The organism is Nocardia carnea (assembly GCF_029868325.1).
Taxonomy (GTDB): domain Bacteria; phylum Actinomycetota; class Actinomycetes; order Mycobacteriales; family Mycobacteriaceae; genus Nocardia; species Nocardia carnea_C.
Window position 1 is genome coordinate 16,288 of the sequence record NZ_JARWNW010000088.1, and the last position, 16,358, is coordinate 32,645.

Annotated in this window: 17 protein-coding genes; 8 read left to right on the plus strand and 9 right to left on the minus strand. The window is 68.4% G+C overall.

Annotation, left to right across the window (positions count from 1 at the left end):
- Positions 1-118: 118 nt before the first annotated feature.
- From QH196_RS05370 to QH196_RS05380, 3 genes are all read right to left on the minus strand, one after another.
- A complete protein-coding gene (locus tag QH196_RS05370; RefSeq protein WP_280414625.1) occupies positions 119-1,777 on the minus strand; it encodes an alkaline phosphatase D family protein in 1,659 nt (552 codons plus the stop codon).
- A 464-nt stretch (positions 1,778-2,241) separates the two neighbouring features.
- Positions 2,242-2,973 (minus strand): LppU/SCO3897 family protein, encoded by a 732-nt coding sequence (locus QH196_RS05375; protein WP_280414626.1) that lies wholly within the window; start codon positions 2,971-2,973, stop codon positions 2,242-2,244.
- Positions 2,970-3,578, minus strand: a complete 609-nt coding sequence (locus QH196_RS05380; RefSeq protein ID WP_280414627.1) for a hypothetical protein — start codon at positions 3,576-3,578, stop codon at positions 2,970-2,972. The genes QH196_RS05375 and QH196_RS05380 overlap by 4 nt, the downstream gene beginning before the upstream one ends.
- Before the next feature lie 467 nt (positions 3,579-4,045).
- Here QH196_RS05380 and QH196_RS05385 point away from each other — a divergent pair, with 467 nt between their 5' ends.
- The 3 genes from QH196_RS05385 (at position 4,046) to QH196_RS05395 (ending at position 6,063) form a co-directional block, all read left to right on the plus strand.
- Positions 4,046-4,462: a hypothetical protein gene (locus QH196_RS05385; protein WP_280414628.1), complete on the plus strand. Its 417-nt coding sequence runs from the start codon at positions 4,046-4,048 to the stop codon at positions 4,460-4,462.
- Between the two features lie 124 nt (positions 4,463-4,586).
- Positions 4,587-5,447, plus strand: a complete 861-nt coding sequence (locus tag QH196_RS05390; RefSeq protein WP_280414629.1) for an SDR family oxidoreductase — start codon at positions 4,587-4,589, stop codon at positions 5,445-5,447.
- Positions 5,448-5,553: 106 nt separating this feature from the next.
- The gene (locus QH196_RS05395) at positions 5,554-6,063 is read left to right on the plus strand and encodes a hypothetical protein (RefSeq protein ID WP_280414630.1); all 510 of its coding nucleotides are present in this window, start codon (positions 5,554-5,556) and stop codon (positions 6,061-6,063) included.
- A gap of 7 nt (positions 6,064-6,070) precedes the next feature.
- On the opposite strand, the gene QH196_RS05400 is transcribed toward QH196_RS05395, so the two are convergent.
- The 5 genes from QH196_RS05400 to QH196_RS05420 all read right to left on the minus strand — a co-directional run bounded on the left by QH196_RS05400 (position 6,071) and on the right by QH196_RS05420 (position 12,138).
- Complete coding sequence (locus QH196_RS05400; protein WP_280414631.1) at positions 6,071-6,748, minus strand: TetR/AcrR family transcriptional regulator; 678 nt, start codon at positions 6,746-6,748, stop codon at positions 6,071-6,073.
- On the minus strand, positions 6,745-7,530 hold the full coding sequence (locus tag QH196_RS05405; RefSeq protein ID WP_280414632.1) for a hotdog domain-containing protein: 786 nt from the start codon (positions 7,528-7,530) through the stop codon (positions 6,745-6,747). Before QH196_RS05405 ends, QH196_RS05400 begins: the two co-directional genes overlap by 4 nt.
- A 415-nt stretch (positions 7,531-7,945) precedes the next feature.
- Positions 7,946-9,169 (minus strand): acyl-CoA dehydrogenase family protein, encoded by a 1,224-nt coding sequence (locus tag QH196_RS05410; RefSeq protein WP_378749400.1) that lies wholly within the window; start codon positions 9,167-9,169, stop codon positions 7,946-7,948.
- Positions 9,170-9,422: 253 nt separating this feature from the next.
- Positions 9,423-10,700: a cytochrome P450 gene (locus tag QH196_RS05415; RefSeq protein WP_432279439.1), complete on the minus strand. Its 1,278-nt coding sequence runs from the start codon at positions 10,698-10,700 to the stop codon at positions 9,423-9,425.
- A 265-nt stretch (positions 10,701-10,965) separates the two neighbouring features.
- Positions 10,966-12,138: an aminoglycoside phosphotransferase family protein gene (locus QH196_RS05420; protein ID WP_280414634.1), complete on the minus strand. Its 1,173-nt coding sequence runs from the start codon at positions 12,136-12,138 to the stop codon at positions 10,966-10,968.
- 258 nt (positions 12,139-12,396) lie between these two features.
- Between QH196_RS05420 and QH196_RS05425 the strand changes: the two genes are divergently transcribed.
- Positions 12,397-12,624 (plus strand): FitA-like ribbon-helix-helix domain-containing protein, encoded by a 228-nt coding sequence (locus QH196_RS05425; RefSeq protein WP_280414635.1) that lies wholly within the window; start codon positions 12,397-12,399, stop codon positions 12,622-12,624.
- Between the two features lie 26 nt (positions 12,625-12,650).
- Here the strand turns inward: QH196_RS05425 and QH196_RS05430 are convergent, their stop codons facing one another.
- A complete protein-coding gene (locus QH196_RS05430; protein ID WP_280414636.1) occupies positions 12,651-13,259 on the minus strand; it encodes a TetR/AcrR family transcriptional regulator in 609 nt (202 codons plus the stop codon).
- A gap of 68 nt (positions 13,260-13,327) precedes the next feature.
- Between QH196_RS05430 and QH196_RS05435 the strand changes: the two genes are divergently transcribed.
- The 4 genes from QH196_RS05435 (at position 13,328) to QH196_RS05450 (ending at position 16,348) form a co-directional block, all read left to right on the plus strand.
- Complete coding sequence (locus tag QH196_RS05435; protein ID WP_280414637.1) at positions 13,328-13,906, plus strand: peroxiredoxin-like family protein; 579 nt, start codon at positions 13,328-13,330, stop codon at positions 13,904-13,906.
- A gap of 5 nt (positions 13,907-13,911) precedes the next feature.
- Positions 13,912-14,523, plus strand: a complete 612-nt coding sequence (locus QH196_RS05440) for an ATPase (protein WP_280414638.1) — start codon at positions 13,912-13,914, stop codon at positions 14,521-14,523.
- A gap of 80 nt (positions 14,524-14,603) precedes the next feature.
- Positions 14,604-15,644, plus strand: a complete 1,041-nt coding sequence (locus QH196_RS05445) for a flavin-containing monooxygenase (protein ID WP_280414639.1) — start codon at positions 14,604-14,606, stop codon at positions 15,642-15,644.
- Between the two features lie 170 nt (positions 15,645-15,814).
- A complete protein-coding gene (locus QH196_RS05450; protein WP_280414640.1) occupies positions 15,815-16,348 on the plus strand; it encodes a hypothetical protein in 534 nt (177 codons plus the stop codon).
- Positions 16,349-16,358 lie beyond the last annotated feature (10 nt).

Below are 16,358 nucleotides of genomic sequence, written 5' to 3' on the forward strand. Positions count from 1 at the left end.
GGCCACGGCCGGCTATGTGGTGCAGGATCTGCGACAGCGCCACGGCCTGGCGCCGGCCGGACCGATGGCCGCGGGAGACTCGGCTCCGCAAGCGCCTACCGGGCATACCGCCCGAGCTTCACCTACCCGCGTCGATTTCCGCTTCCCGGCCGGAAGCATCGACTTCGGGCGGGGCGGGCGCAGGGCCGGGGTCACCGGCGGCTTCGGCACCGGGCCGACCGTGTTCGACCACGAAACTCGCTCGGGTGACGACGGGTGCGCCGGGCTCCCGGACGAACGGCACCACCCGGAAATCACTGCGCCACAGCTCGTGATCGACCTCCACCCGGACGTAGCCGCGCTGGCCGTTGAAGAACTTCATATCGGGGTTGGCGGCGAGCAGGGTTCGACCGCGCGGGGTCAGATCCGCGCCGTCACGACCGGTGGTGATCGAGGTCCCGGTGAATTCCGTGGCCACCACCGGCGACCCCGGATCCCGGTAATCGCCGCGGATATCGACCACATAGTTCTCGTGCCGATCGCCGGTGAGCACCACCAGATCCCCCCGCCCGCGGGCAGCGGCCGCGGCGAGCACCGCGTTGCGGTCGGCGACATAGCCGTCCCAGGCGTCGGTGCCCACCGCCACCGCCGGGCCGGGGTCGTAGTCGGATTGCGCCATGGCGACCTGATTGCCCAGGATCTGCCAGCGCGCCGGCGAGTGCGTGAGACCGTCGATCAGCCATTCACGCTGTTCGGCGCCCAGGATCGTACGGTCGGGGGCGAAGCGGTCAGCGCAGTCGGTGACGAGATTCGCACCGTCGCCGCAGACCAGCGGTGAACGGTACTGGCGGGTGTCGAGCATGGTGAGATCGGCCAGATCGCCGAAGGTATAGCGGCGGTGCATCCGGGCGTACGGCCCCCGCGGTAGCTGTTCGAGGCGTAGCGGCAGGTGTTCGTACATCGCCTGGAATGCGGCCGCGCGGCGCCGCCGGAACAGGGCGGGCAGCAGATGGATATCGATACCGGCGCCGGGTTCGAAACCCGCCCAGTTGTTGTCGATCTCGTGATCGTCGAAGGTACAGACCCAGGGGAAAGCGGCGTGCGCGGCGCGTAGTTCCGGTTCGGCCTTGTACTGCGCGTAGCGAAGGCGGTACCCGGTGAGGTCGGTGGCCTCGTCGCGCAACGTCTCCGGGATCGCGACCCCTGCCCGGCCGCGCGCCCATTCCATTTCGTAGATGTAATCGCCGAGATGCACGACCAGATCCAGGTCCTCGGCGCCCAGGTGCTCGTAGGCGGTGTAGTAGCCGGAACTCCAGTGCTGGCAGGACGCGAACGCGAACCGCAGCCGATCGATCCGTGCTCCGGCCGCGGGCGCGGTACGGGTGCGGCCGACCGGTGAGATCGCCGATCCCGCACGGAACCGGTAGAAATACCAGCGATCCTGCGCCAGCCCCCGCACCTCCGGGTGCACACTGTGGCCGAGTTCCCGGGTGGCGACCGCGCTGCCCCGGGCAGCGATCCGGCGGAACTGCTCGTCCTCGGCGACCTCGTATTCGACGGTGACCGGTGCGAGCCCGGTCCCGCCCAGCCCGTCGGGGGCGAAAGGGTCGGGCGCCAGACGCGTCCACAGCACCACACCGCCGGGCAGTGGTTCGCCGGAAGCAACTCCCAGCGTGAACGGGTCGCCGAGCAGCCGCGGCGCCCGAAACGGCGCACTACTCACCAGCCCTGCGCCGGCCAGCACTGCGACGGCACCGGTCGACCCCGCATGCAGCAACCTGCGACGGGATAGGGGCATGGATCAAATTATTGCCTGCCCCGGCCCGATCCGCCCCCGCGGCCTGCCACCCCGCGGGCCCGCCCGGCCCGCACCGCACAGACCGAAGAACTGACGCCCCCAGCACCGGACCTGCCGGGGCCCGGCCCACCATTGCCGGGAATCCCGGAAGCACCATGCACGACGGCATAGGCCCCCGATTCCAGCGTCCCGGGCCCGTATGTCGGCGCGTCGGCCGCGACCCGGTCGCCGGCGATCAGCCGCACACTTTCTTCCCGCTCGAATCGTGGACAACCGCAACAGCAGGGCATTCCGGCGGCGCTGCGGCCCCGGCCGATCAACTCACCGTCACCAGCACGGTCCGGCGACGTCCATCGTCGGCAACGCGGCCGCGGTCTTACTCCTCGCCGTCGACCGGTGGCCCGGTAAGGGGCGAGGGCGGGCTCATGCCCGCCCTCGGTCGCTGTCGGATGCCGCGATACTGCCTAGAGGTCGGCGAAGCAGACCACGAACCGCCGCTCGTCGTAGACGAAACCGCGATCCGCCGACGGGCAGGCGTTCACACTGTTGGTATCCGGCAGGATGCTGACCACCTGCACTCCTCCGGGGGCACAGTCGGCGCGCTGGGGATGATCGCCCGATACATCGGCACAGCTGCCCACCACCCAGTCGATATCGAGGCACAGGGTGGTGTCGGCGATCGTATGGGTGGTGTCGCCGTCGGCGGGGCAGGCTGTTCCGGCCGGACCCACCGCGGAGACCTTGTACCGGGATTCGGGGCTGCCGCAGGGGGCTTCGGTGACTTCCTTCTCGCCGAATCCGCTGAGGCATTCCCCGGCGGCCACCTCGACCTTCGGCGGCGCCTGTTTCGCCTCTTTGTTGACCTGTCCCGCCGTGCCGAGGGCGGGCGGGGTGGTGGTCGGCGGCGCGGAGGCCGAGGGCGGCACGACGGGCACCACGGGCGATGCGGGTGTCGTGGTCGTTCCCGCGATTGTGGTGGTGGCGGCTGCGGTGGGGGCGGCGAGATCCTCGGTCGCCTCCTCTGTGCCGCCGCCACCGGCCGTGGCCAGCAGGGCGGCGATCCCGATTCCCAGCACGATCGAGGTCACCACGGCCGCGATGGCGATGGCGGCCGCAGTGGCCCCTACCCGTGCGCGTTTGTCCTGCTTCGAGAGCGACGGCTGCCCGTCGATCTCGTTCGGTGCCGGATCGGTCACGGTTCGCCGCGCAGGACGGCCGCCACGGCGTCGCCGAACGACTGCCCACCCATGACGTAACCACCGGCCACACCGCCGACCAGCAGTCCGATCGGTCCGGTGATGATGCTGAGGAAGCCGAGCCCGACGAGCGCGCCGAGCAGACCGCCCAGTACCGCGCCGACCGCGACCCCGGCGACGTTCTTCTCCAGTTCGGAGGTCAGCCGGGCCATCGAGCTCACCGGCCGCATCTCGCCGATGTTCTCAGCGGTGACGGTCGGGGTGAGTTCGAGAGAGGTGCCGTCGCCGCTGATTTCGTGGGCGACGGCCATCTCGCTGCCGGAGATGTCATAGGTCAGCGGCACCTCGGCCACGACGGCGCCGCTGACGGCTTTCAGTACGGCCGTGGCGCCGTCGGGGGTGAGTTCGAACCGGCCGTTCTCGACCTCGGTGGTGATGGTCTGCGTTTTCTGGTCGACGCTGGTCTCGTAGGCGATTCCCTGGTCGACGCCCTCGCTTTCGAGCTTCGGGGCCGGAGCCGCCGGTTCGGCGTGCACGGTCGCGGCCGAAATACCGACGGCGGCGACGGACAGAAGTGCGGTTGCGGCGAAAGTGCCGAACTTCATTACGTTCAATTCCTTCTCACGTAGACCGTCCCGGAACCGGGCGGCTGCGATTTCAGTTCGCGCACAGGACCATACCGATATTCGGACTCCAGGTGCATACCCAGAATTCAAAGGAATTTTCATCCTTTAAATTGCTGCACAATAACGGGCATTCGGTGGCGGAATTCCGCAGAACTCGCCTGACCCAACGGTTATACCGCTCGGCAATGTTCGCAACGAGCGACCGAACGGGCCACCAGCATTCAGCCGGCAATCACGCGCCGTCGATAACGTTTACGCACCGTTATTCACTCGAAGGCCCCCGGCTGTTACACGTCCGCCGGATCCCTGCGAACCACTCGATGAGCATTACCCCATTCGTGACCCCCGCACACACTTCGTGATCATCCGGGGCTGTGCCCCGTGATCCGCAGGTGCTCCACTACTTACAGGATGTCCGATACCTGCCCATACCACCGGAGCCGGCCATGAACTCATCGGGAAATCTGCGCCTCGGGGTCACCGCCTGTGCGCTCGCCACCGCAGCCGTCCTCGGCCACCCCGCCACCGCCTCGGCCGATATCACCGATATCGGCGTATCAGGCGGGTTCGGGCTGGGTTTCATCCAATACGGTGTCGGCTGCACCTACACCGTGACCGCCACCGGCGCACCCGGTGACCAGGTGGTTTTCGCGGATTCGGTGAACGGGCGGCCGGGCGGCGGCACCTTCGGACCGGTCGCGGAGGAGGAACCGGGGGTGTTCACCGCGGACTGGAACCCCACGGCGATCGGGCGCCACACCGTCTCCGCGGGCGGCGCCGCCACAGAGGTCGATGTGCAGGTCGGCTACGACTTCGGCATCATCTGCTTCACGTTGCCCGAGTGGGTTCACCTGCCGTTCTGACCCTGTCGGCGAAGCCTGCGGCCCGCGCTCCTGCTTCCAGAGCGCTTGACAGGCTCGGCAATTTTGACAGACTCCGACGAAATCGCCGGGCGGGTACGCGCCGGGTCGTAGGGAAGGATTTCGGATGGGTGTCTATGCGGTCACCGGAGCTGCCTCGGGTATGGGCAGGGCCGTCGCCGAGAAGCTGGAAGCCGAGGGTCACCGGGTGATCGGCGTGGATATCCAGGAAACCGATATCGTCGCCGACCTTTCCACCGCGGCGGGCCGCCGCCGGGCGATCGACGAAGTGCTCGAGGCTGCGAACGGCCGGCTCGACGGCGCGGTCCTGGCGGCGGGGCTGGGGCCGGTACGGGATCGGTCGCGACTCCCGGTGATCGCGGCGGTCAACTACCTCGGCGTCGTCGATCTGCTCGAGGGCTGGCGGCCGGCCCTCGCCGCGACCGGCGCCGCGCGCGTGGTGGCCTTCGGCAGCAATTCGTCCACCACGGTCCCCCTGGTACAGAACCGGACGGTCCGCGCATTCCTGGCCGGCGATACCGAGCGCGCGGTCCGTAGCGTGCGGCTCTTCGGTGCCCAGGCCGCACCGTTCGTCTATGCCGCGTCCAAGATCGCGGTGAGCCGCTGGGTCCGCCGGCATGCCGTCCGGCCGGAATGGGCCGGTGCCGGTATCCGGCTCAATGTCATCGCACCGGGTGCCATCCTGACTCCGCTACTGGAGCGCCAGCTCGCCACCCCCGGCGAGGCCAAGGCGGTCGAAGCATTCCCGGTCCCCACCGGAAGTTTCGGCAAACCCGAGCACATCGCCGACTGGGTGTCCATGATGCTGTCCCCGTCGGCCGAGTTCCTGTGCGGCAGCATCCTGTTCGTGGACGGCGGTACCGACGCCTACTTCCGTCCGAACGACTGGCCGCGGGCTGTCCCGCTGCGGGGCGTGGTGGGTTACCTCCGGAAATTCCTGGGATTCACCGCGACCCGCCGCACGTGAGGTCACCGGGCGCAGGGCGGTAGTAATACTCATGCCCGCCCCGGCCCGCCCACGGCAGACTCGGCAAGAGGAACCGAATCAGCCGAATGAGCCGAGGGGAACACCGATGACATGGACGTGGGTATGGCGGGTGACGACCGGGGTGGCGCTGCTGTCCATCCCCCTGCTCATGGTCGCCGTCCGACTGAATATCTCGGCGGGCTGGATCTTCGCGTTCGTGTTCATCTACGGCGCACCTCTGTGGCTGGGCAGTGTCGCCGTCGTCATCTGGATCGCGCTGGGCTTGTTCACTCCGGGCAGTGCCGTCGAGACGGCGGGGCCCCGCACCCGCGGCCTGCTGTACGGGTTGCTGTGGCTCCACCTGGCGGCCCTGAGCTTCTTCTGCCTGTTCATGTCCGACGGTGGTGATGCCGACGACTGGCAGTCCCCCGCCGGTCATTTCCTGGGCGTGGACGGCTACAACAGCAGTACGCCCGAATACCTGTGGCGGGCGGAGGCCGCGGCGTTTCCGAGTCTCGTGGTGAGCTGGGTGGCGCTGTTCGCGGCCGCGATCATCTACGGGCTGGTCGTTGTCCGGCGCCGGCGGGCCCGATCCGTATCCGCGCCCGTACTGTAGGCCGCGGTCACGGCGGTTCGGGTAGCTGCAATGCGCTGAACCAGATCCAGTTGAGGGTGTCGAGCAAGGTTTCGGCGTCGATCTTCTCGCCCTCGACGAACACCAGCGAGGCCATCCGGCTCACCATGCTCGACAACGCCAGCGCCGTCACCCGCGCGTCCAGCCGCGGCGTCACCAGACCGCGCTGCTGCAGATCGCGGATCAGCGCCGCATTGCGATCGATGAACGCCGACGCCCGTTCGGCGCGCAGGGCCGCGAACTGCGGATCGACCCGCGATACCTGTTCCAGCGCCGCCATCAGGCGGGCATTACGCTGGTAGGCGCGCAGATACTCCCGGTTGGCGGCGGCAATCCAGTCCCGCGGATCGCTGCTTCCGCCCCGGGCGCGGACATGCGGATGCAGCATCTCGTCGCGGACCTGCGCGACCACTTCGGAGAAGATTTCTTCCTTGCTGTCGAAATGGGTGTAGAAGGATCCCGATGCCACCCCCGCGGTGCGAGTGATATCGCTGATGCGGGCATCGACGAACCCGTCGTTTTCGAAAACCTGCCGCGCCGCGGCCACCAGTGCGGCCCGGGTCCGGATGCCGCGCCGGCTCTTCGGCGCCGGGCGGCCACCGGCCGGGCCCGCAGGGGCAGCGGGGTCGGTCACGGTATCCGCCGTGCCGCCCTCCCGGGCTGTCACCGGCTGCTCGCCGGGAACAGGCGGCCCGTCGCCAGGGTGGTGATCCGGTCCTCGTTACCGGCGTCGCGCAGCGTCGCCCGCGCCACATCGGCCCGCACCATCGCCTCGGCGACCACCGGCCCCACGCGCGCGGCCTGCAGATAGCGCAGCCCCAGCGTGCTCAGGGTCGCGCCGGGAGCGAGCGAGAGCATCGCCTCCTCGGCGGCGAGCGCGATCAGGCCACCGTTCACCGTGCGGGAGGCGTTGAGACCGTCGTCGGTACGCGGCAGCACCGCGGTCCCGGGGGCCCGCCGCTCGCAACCCGCCCGCTCGGCCAGCGGTACCGCGAGCAATCGGCCGGTGACCGGCATATCGATACTCATCTGCTCCGGTAGCCGCAGTTCCTCGTTCGGCGACACCATGAACGACCCGCCGCCGAACGCGAAAGGCTCACCGTCGACGGTCCACTCCACTTCCGCGACGAAGACCGAACGCCCCGCCTTGATCGTGCGGCCGACCGCCCGCACCTCACCGGAGCTCGGCGCCGGGCGGTAGAGGTGAACATCGAGTTCGAGAGTCACCGGAACCCGCGGCCCGAGGGTGAGCGCCGCGAGCAGGCCGGTCACCGTATCGGTCCAGGTGGCGAGCACCGAGGTACGCAGCCGGTCGGTGCCCGGCACATGCATCTGCGGGGTGATCGTCGCCGACCCGTGCAGTTCCTCTCCCACCCTCGTGGTCGCGAACCCGAGTTCCAGCAGAATATGCCGCCGCCGCTGCGGTTCCGTACCGGTCTCCACAGTCATCCGTTGCCTCCTCGTGCTCGTCCCCGGCAGCACCCGTGATCGCGGGGCACCGGCCGGACCTACCCAACGTATCCCGAGCCGATCCGCCACACGGGCGCTACGTCGTCCGGCGGCCGACGGCGATCCGCCGCCGGTGAGGAGCCCGGCGAGCCCCGGCTGTTCTCTGGCCTCCCGAGCCCGGCGGAGTGCCGCACGTCCGGCCGGTTCAGCACTGAGTGTCCGGCGGCGCGGCGGCCGCCCGGACGCCGCCCCCCCCGGGATACGGCGGCCATCGCCCCCGGACCGCGCGCCCCCCCGCCCCGCCGCGCCCCCGGTGATCCGGAGGCCTTCGCACCGGAACCGAGCGCCACGCGGCACCGAGCCGGCCAGGTACTCGGCGTCCCCTTCCGGATCCCCGCTCCGGATGCGCGCCCCCTCAGCCGGCGGCTTCGGCGGCGGCGCGGGCCTTGCCGAGTTCGGCGCGGGCGATGGTCAGTTTGTGCACCTCGTCGGGTCCGTCGGCGATACGCAGGGTCCGCAGGTGGGCGTACATGCTTGCCAGCGGGAAATCCTCGGTGACCCCGGCCGCCCCGTACACCTGGATTGCGCGGTCCACGATGCGCAGCGCCATCACCGGCGCGGCGATCTTGATGGCCGCGATCTCCGTACGCGCCTCCTTGTTGCCGACCGTATCCATCATCCAGGCCGTTTTCAGGGTGAGCAGCCGTGCCTGTTCGATATCGATCCGGGCCTCGGCGATCCAGTCGCGGATATTCGCGCGTTCACTGACCTTGCGCCCGAACGTGATACGCGATTCGGCCCGCGCGCACATGAGTTCCAGCGCGCGCTCGGCCATCCCGATGGCACGCATCGCATGGTGGATCCGGCCCGGTCCGAGCCGCGCCTGGCTGATCGCGAAACCCTCACCCTCGCCTTTGAGTACATCGGTCAGCGGCACCCGCACATCGGTGAATTCGATTTCGGCGTGCCCCTCGCGGTCGACGTACCCGAACACCGGCAGGTTGCGCACCACCCGGACACCCGGCGCATCGATCGGCACCACCATCATCGACTGCTGCCGGTGCTTGGGCGCCTCCGGATCGGTTTTGCCCATGACGATCAGCACCTTGCAGTTGCGGTGCATGGCATTGGAGGCGAACCATTTGCGGCCGTTGAGGATGTAGTGGTCGCCATCGCGTTCCATCCGCATTTCGACATTCGTCGCATCGGAGCTGGCCACACCGGGCTCGGTCATCGCGAAGGCCGAGCGGATGGTGCCGTCGAGCAGCGGTTCGAGCCAGCGTTCCTTGTGTTCCTGGGTACCGAAGAGGGTGAACACCTCCATATTCCCGGTATCGGGCGCCGAACAGTTGCAGGCCTCCGGGGCCAGCGCCGGGCTGCGGCCCATGATCTCGGCCAGCGGCGCGTACTCCAGGTTGGTCAGCCCCGGGCCCCATTCCTCGTGCGGGTGGAAAAGGTTCCACAGGCCGCGCGTCTTGGCCTCGGCCTTCAGATCCTCGAGGATCTGCGGGTGATGATGCGGATCGCCGGCCGCGGCCATCTGCTCGGCGTAGACCGGTTCGGCCGGGTACACGCATTCGTCCATGAAGCCGAGCAGTTTCTGCCGGTACTCGCGGGCGCGGTCGGTCGAGGTGAACAGTTCCACGGGAGAACTCCGATCTTCGGGGCGCGGCTCGATAGGCCGCAGAGGGACCTTCGCTGCTCTCCGCACGCTAAACCAACTTGAATCCGGATTCAAGTAGTGACTCGCCTCGGCCGGCCGCGACGTGGGCCGGTGCGTGGCCGGGTATCTCGAGAGCCTCATCGATCTCGGGATACCGCGGCCGGGGCGTCCCCTTCTCAGGCCCCCTCAGGAACCTCGCGGGCCGCAGAGGTGCCTGCGCGGCCTCGCCTCAGGTGTAGGTCGCGGGACGGGCCGCGGCCTGCTCGACACCCAGCAAGGGCGAGCTCGGCGGGAAAGTGACCGGGAGTTCCACCAGCGACCGATGGAACGGACCCGGGCGCCAGGCCGGTTCGTCGCCGGGAAAGTCGGCACGCATCTCCGGGATGGCGTCCAGCAGCTGATCGATCGCCCCTTCGGCGATGATGTAGGCCAGCGACTGCGCGGGGCAGGCATGCGGACCGAGACCCCACGCGAGATGGGCACGATTACCGGTGAGCTCCGAGGCCCGGATCTTGGGATCGTTGTTACAGGCGGCCATACTGATCACCACCGGCTGATGCGCCGGCAACCAGACATCGTCGAGCAGGATCGGCATCCGCGGATAGGTCACCAGCAGATTCGCCAGCGGCGGATCGTTGAACAGCACCTCGTCCAGGGCATCGCGCGAGGTGAGGTTGCCGCCGAGCACACTGCCACCGAACCGGTCGTCGGTGAGGATCAGCAGCAGGGTGTTGACGATCAGATTGAGTTCGAATTCGATCCCGGTGCCGTACACCTGCGAAACATGGTGCGACACCTCTTCATCGGATAGCTCGGCCGGATGCCGCAACAGTACCGAGGTGATATCGGCCCCGGGGTCCTCCCGCTTCGTCGCCACCAGCTTCGCCAGGGCCTCACCCAGCATCCGGCTACCGGCCTCGGCATCGATCCCCTCGAGCATGGCGGCGATACCGGCGGCGACCTGCTGCCCGACCTCCGGCGGGCTGCCGAGCAGATAGTTGATCACCTGGAACGACAAGGGGAAAACATACTGCTGGATGAGTTCGGCCCGGCCGTCCGCGCAGAACGAATTGATCAGCGGACCCGCGATGTTCTCCACCACGGCGTGGATGGCATACATATCCACTTCGTCGATACCGGCCGTGATCGCCTGCCGGTAGCGCAGGAATTCCTGACCGGCGCAGCGGCTGGCCATCGGCCGCCACTCCATCATCGGCAGCACCGGGCACCCCGCCGGAACCCCCTTCTGCCAGGTCCGTGGATCGGCGGGGAAACGATCCGGATCGTTGAGTACACGCAGCGCGGTCGAGTAGCCGATCACCAATGTGGCGGGCACCCCCGGGGCCAGCTCCACGGGTGCGAGCGAACCGTAGCGGCGGCGCATGTCCTGGTAGGCGCGATGTGGGTCGGCGGCGAACTCCGGGAGATACAGCGCGTACCGGGGGTCGTCGTACGAACCGGGACCGGACGGGGCCGGGGCGAGCCTTCGATATTCCGAGCTGGTCAAGAAGAAACTCCATACGTCTGGTAGCGGGACCGATGGTTTTCCACCGGCCGGGCACCGGTTCGAGCCTCCTCCTGCCTACTGACTCGAGCCGGAACGACGCGATGTTACGACACCACCGGACTCTCTGTTCGTTTTCGAAAATGGTTGCCTACCCAGTCTTTTCGAGAAACTCATTGGACTGGTCCGCATATCTGCCGACCCGGCTCGGCAGGCGAAAATACGGCTGACCGGGGCCGAGCCCGCCGGCCCGGCCACGATCCACCGCTCACACACCCAATGCGTCCAGCGAACGATTGTCGTGCACCGCAGTGGTAATCCGGCGCATAAGCGACAAACAGGTCTCCTGCGATTGCATTTCGGGTTGATAGGCGGCCCGGCCGATCGTGAACGCCCACGCGGCGTACGCGAACATCGATTGCTGCCGGTAGATCAGCCAGGCCTCGTCGAAGGACGGCGCGCGGCCACCGGCAGCCGCGAGTTCGTCCAGATAGGCCCGCAGCAGATCCTCGGCCCAGGCCCGGCGGTCGGCCGGCTCGCATCCCGAGTTCACCGTGTACGCGAAATCGTGACCCCAGCCGCCACGCATCACGACCTGCCAGTCGACGTATCCCATCCGGCCGTCGGCGGTGCGGTAGGTCTGACCGATATGCGGGTCCCCATGTAGCAGGGTGTGCGGGAGTTCCCGCGTCGCCAGGTCCACCGCCCGTTCCACACCGGCCCACAGCCGATCCGCCTGACCGTGCAACTCCTCGGGTACGACCTCCGCCGCCCGCTCCAGCCCCACCGTGCAGCGGGTCCGCATATCGATCGCGGCCAGGTACGCGGCCAGCGCCTCGTTCGTCGTCTTCAGCGGTTCGATCGCCGGGCTCTCCCAGAACGTGCCGTGCAACCGGGCCAGGTTGCGCACCAGATCTTCCATCTCCGCGCGGCCGATCGGCTCGGTGGGCTCGCTGAACACGGCACCCCGCGTCACGGCGATATCCTCCATCAGCGCGATCGAACGCCAGGACGCCGGATCGGAGGCGCCCCAATAACCGAGCGGCGCCTGGATATCGAGTTCCGGACGGAAGTCCCGGAAGAACCGGGTCTCCCCATCGATCATCTTGCCGCCGCCCAGCAGGATGCGCTGGCTGAGCGAGGTGGTGGTTTTCGCGAACAATGCCCGCGGCAATTCGGCGGCCCGCCCGGCCTCGTTGTATTCCACCCGGATCGCGGTCCGGGTGGAGGTGCCGCTGCTGCCACCGTCGATCTCGAACGAGAGGACCTCCGCACCGGGGGTGTCGCGGCACAGCACCGCGGTGAGCCATTCGGTGGTCAGCGCCGCCCCGGACGCGGGTACATCGTCGATGGTGCGGGCACGGTGCCCGGTGATCTTCTCCCCGAGAATATGCCCGCCCACCGTGGCGAGCCGCCCGAGCAGCCAGAGTTTGTGATTCATTTCCGCCTCACTTTCCGGATGCGCGCGTGGACAGCCGCGCACCGCACCGGACCATCCGGCCCAGAATTCGTATTGCATCGACAAGCGTCGATCTTGCGCCATATTGCCAGTGCCGGAATGGCTTTCGCGCAATTACCCCGATCGGTGCCCGATCCCCGGCGCACGCGGCGATATCAGAACGAGACGCCGGGTAACCCGGTTTCGGACGGGCGGGAAATATAATCGGGGCACCGACGACTGTCGACGAAAGACGGCTCCATGGTGACGCTATCTGTTCGGCATGTACCGGACGCGGTGTACCGCGCCCTGCGGATACGCGCGGTCGACCACGGCCGCAGCCCGGAGGACGAAATCCTGGCGATCCTCGAGGAAGCGGTCCTGCCGCCCAGAGCCCGATTGGGCGCCATCCTCGCCGGAAACTGCCCCGATATCGCCCCCGGGGACGACGAGGAAGACCACTCGGCCGGTCCGGACGATTCTCGCTGAACGGGTGCGCGAGGGCGCGGGCTCGATCAGTCCCCGAGCCCGCGCAGCACGATATCGAGACCGCGCCGGAACTCTTCGGCGGGCGGGAGCGTGCGGGCGTCGGCCGCAGCACCGGAGAGGTGCGGGTACCGCTCGGGAGGTAGCTCGGACATGGTGACGGTGCCCGCCCCCGACAGTGCCGCGTAGTGCTCGTTCTGCAGGAATCCGAGCAGATAACCGATCAGCGTGCGCTGCGCGACGACCCGGTCGGTTCCGGTATGGCCGCCTTCGGTGAGCAGAGCCAGCATGGTTTCGATCAGTAGCAGTGAGCCGGGTGCGGCCTGGCGGTGACGGAGCACCAGTGGCACCGCGGCCGGATGCGCGGCCACCGCGTCCCGTAGGCGGTCCATCAGAATCCGTATCCGGTCCGCCCAGTTCACCGCGGGCAGCGTGAGGTCGACCGTGCCGAAGATGTGGTCGACGACGAGGACTTCCAATGCCTGCCGATCGGCGACATACCGGTACAGCCCCATGGTGGCGATCGGCAGCTCGCGGGCGACCGCGCGCATGGTCAAGCCGGGCAGACCGTCCCGGTCGATCACCGCCAGCGCGGCGGCGACCAGTTGCTCATCGGTGAGGGAACGCGGCCTGGGCACGGGTTGACAGCGTACTGGATACGCGCATACTCGTTTATAAGCGTACGTCGTACTCTTAAGGAGATCAGATGCCGCCACCCGACGGCGTATCCACCCGCACCCTGACGGGCATCAGCGGTGCCGCGATACCCCTCCCCGACCCCGATCACCTCACCCACCTGCAATTTCGCCGTTTCGCCGGCTGCCCGGTCTGCAACCTGCACCTCCGGTCGGTGGTCACCCGGCTGCCCGAGATCCGGGCCGCCGGGATCCGCGAGGTGGCGGTCTTCCACTCGAGCGCCGCCGAACTCCGCACATACACCGCCGACCTGCCGCTCGACGTTATCGCCGACCCGGACCGCGCGCTGTATCGCGAATTCGGCGTCGAGACCGGCGCCCGCGCACTCCTGGACCCGCGCGGCTGGAGAACCATCGCCCGCGCGATCGGCACCGAACTACCCGGTCGGCGCGGTGAACGCCCGGCGCCGCCCGCACGGCCCGAAGGCGGCCGCCTGGGGCTCCCCGCCGACTTCCTGATCCACCCCGATGGCACCGTCCTCGCCGCGAAGTACGGCGCCTACGCCGACGACCAATGGTCCGTCGGCGAACTGCTCGCCCTGGCCGCCCGCCACACCACCCCGATTCCCCTCACGACACCGGAGGAATGACCATCATGATGACCCTCGAAATATCGGTCACCGGACGCGAACTCGACGCCCGTGCCGAACAGGACCTCGCCGACCGGGTGATGTCGGCGCTCAGCGGCTACGACGAAGCCCCGGACGCAACCATGGCCAAGGCGCGGGAATTCACCCATGTACTGATCCAGCAGCCGCGAACCTGGGTCACCGGCGGACCGGATACCGACTCCGCACCCCGCTACCTGGTTCGATTGACGGTGCCGGGGTCCTGGAGCGGGGACCCGGATTTCGGCAAGAACATCGTCCCGATGATCACCGCGGCAATCGCCGGCACCGAGCCCGACGCGGAGCGCCTGAATCGCGAACCGCACTGTGTCGTGCAGATAGTGGGTCTGCGCGAACACTGCGTCGGCACGCTCGGCCGGTCCACGACCAGCACCGAGCTGACCCGGCTGATGACCCAGGACTTCCGCGATTCCGGGCAGCTGCCCGCGGCCCCGGACGGGTTCACCATCGACCCGACCTGTGGGATGCAGGTCGAATGGGCGACCGCCCAGATCACCTACACCCATGAGGGAGTCGACTACGCGTTCTGCGCCCCCTCCTGCCGCAAGGTCTTCGTCGAGGATCACGTCCGGAGCTGAACAACGGCGGGCGAGCAGAACCTCGTGCCGCCGAAAATACGTGGCGGCCCCCTGCCCGAAATGTCACGATCACGGCCATCATGGATACCCCAGCTATTGTTATCGGCGCAGGCCAAGCCGGGATAGCCGGCGCACTGGCCCTCTCGGAGTACGGGTTCCGCCCGGTGGTGCTCGAAGCCGGATCGGATACCGCCGGATCCTGGCCGAGCTACTACGACAGTCTGCGACTGTTCACCCCCGCGCATATGAACGCGCTCCCCGGCAAACCTTTTCCGGGTGATCCGCACCGGTACCCGACGCGCGATGAGGTGGCCGCATATCTGCGGCAGTGCGCGGCCGCGATACCGGGCGGGATACATACCGGGCACAGGGTCACCGCTGTGGACAGGGCCGGCGCAACGTTCCGGGTGCGCACCACCACCGGTGCCGAGTTCACCGCGCCGGTGGTGGTCTCGGCCACCGGCGGTTACGCCAATCCCTACCGTCCGGAGATCCCCGCATTGGCCGGCTACACCGGCGAGGTGTTACACGCCGCCGAGTACCGTCGCCCGCAACCGTTCACCGGGCAGCGGGTGGTGGTGGTCGGATCCGGTAACTCCGCCGTCCAGATAGCCATCGAACTCGCCGCCGAAACGCGGGTGATCCTGGCGCACCGCACGCCCCTGCGCTATGCGACGAACGAACCGATCCCGGCCGACTCACGATTCTGGCGGGCGATATCCCTGGCGTCCCGGCTGCCGATCGGGCGGTTCTTCCACAGCGGCACGATCCCCATCGTGGACACCGAGGGCTACCGGGACACGCTCGAACAGGGCAACCCCGAGTCCCGGCCGATGTTCGCCCGGGCCGATGAACGGGTGCTGCACTGGCCCGACGGCCACAGCGAGGAGGTGGATACCGTCGTCCTGGCCACCGGATACCGACCGGCACTGGCACATCTGAGCGCACTGTGCCCCGCCGATGCCGCGGGTTTCCCGTCACATCGGAACGGAATCTCGACTGCTCACCGGGGTCTGGCCTTCCTGGGCTTGGAATATCAGCGCAATATCCTCTCCGGCACCCTGCACGGCGTAGGACGCGACAGCCGCTACCTGGCCCGGCGTCTCGCCCGATACAGCTGAACCGGGTCGCCTGCGGCGCGGCCGTTCACACCGGAACCCCACGGCCGGACCCGGTCCCGGCCGGGCTACGCCACACGGGAGAAACGGAAACGGGCACAGCGGCGACACCCAGGTAGATATTCTCTTCAACGCGGAACACCGACAGTCCTCTACTGGATCAGGGAGCCCAGATGCCTCGCGCACGTCAGCTCGTCACCGCAGCACTCGCCCCGGCAACCGCCGTCGCCGCGGCCGCCGCCCTCCTCACGGCCGGCGCCGGCACCGCGGCGGCCCAGCCACCGTCGTCGACCGTTATGACCTGCGGCAGCGCGAATCCGCTGGCGTGGGCACCACCGTTCACCTGGCATATCCGGGCGAGTTCGGGGGCCAGCCGCCCACCGGGCGGGGAACTGGAACCGGCGCTGCTGCTCAGCGGCGACAACGATCTGCCGAACCCGCCCGCGAGCCTGTTCCCGATTCCGACCACCACGCCGTACGGCACCCAGGTGCAGGTCGACTGGCACAACGAGACCACCGGCGCGTCCGGTACCAGCGTCAGCGATGAGGAAATGCTGAAGGGTAAACCGGGGATTCCGGTGAACCGCACCTGGACCGGCGTCGGCACTGTCGCCTTCACGGTGACCGCCCGCACCGGCGGCGGCTGGTGGTGGCTCAACACCCAGAACGCGGTCTGCCGCGGCACCATCTCGGTTCTCCCCGACTGATCCCCGTACG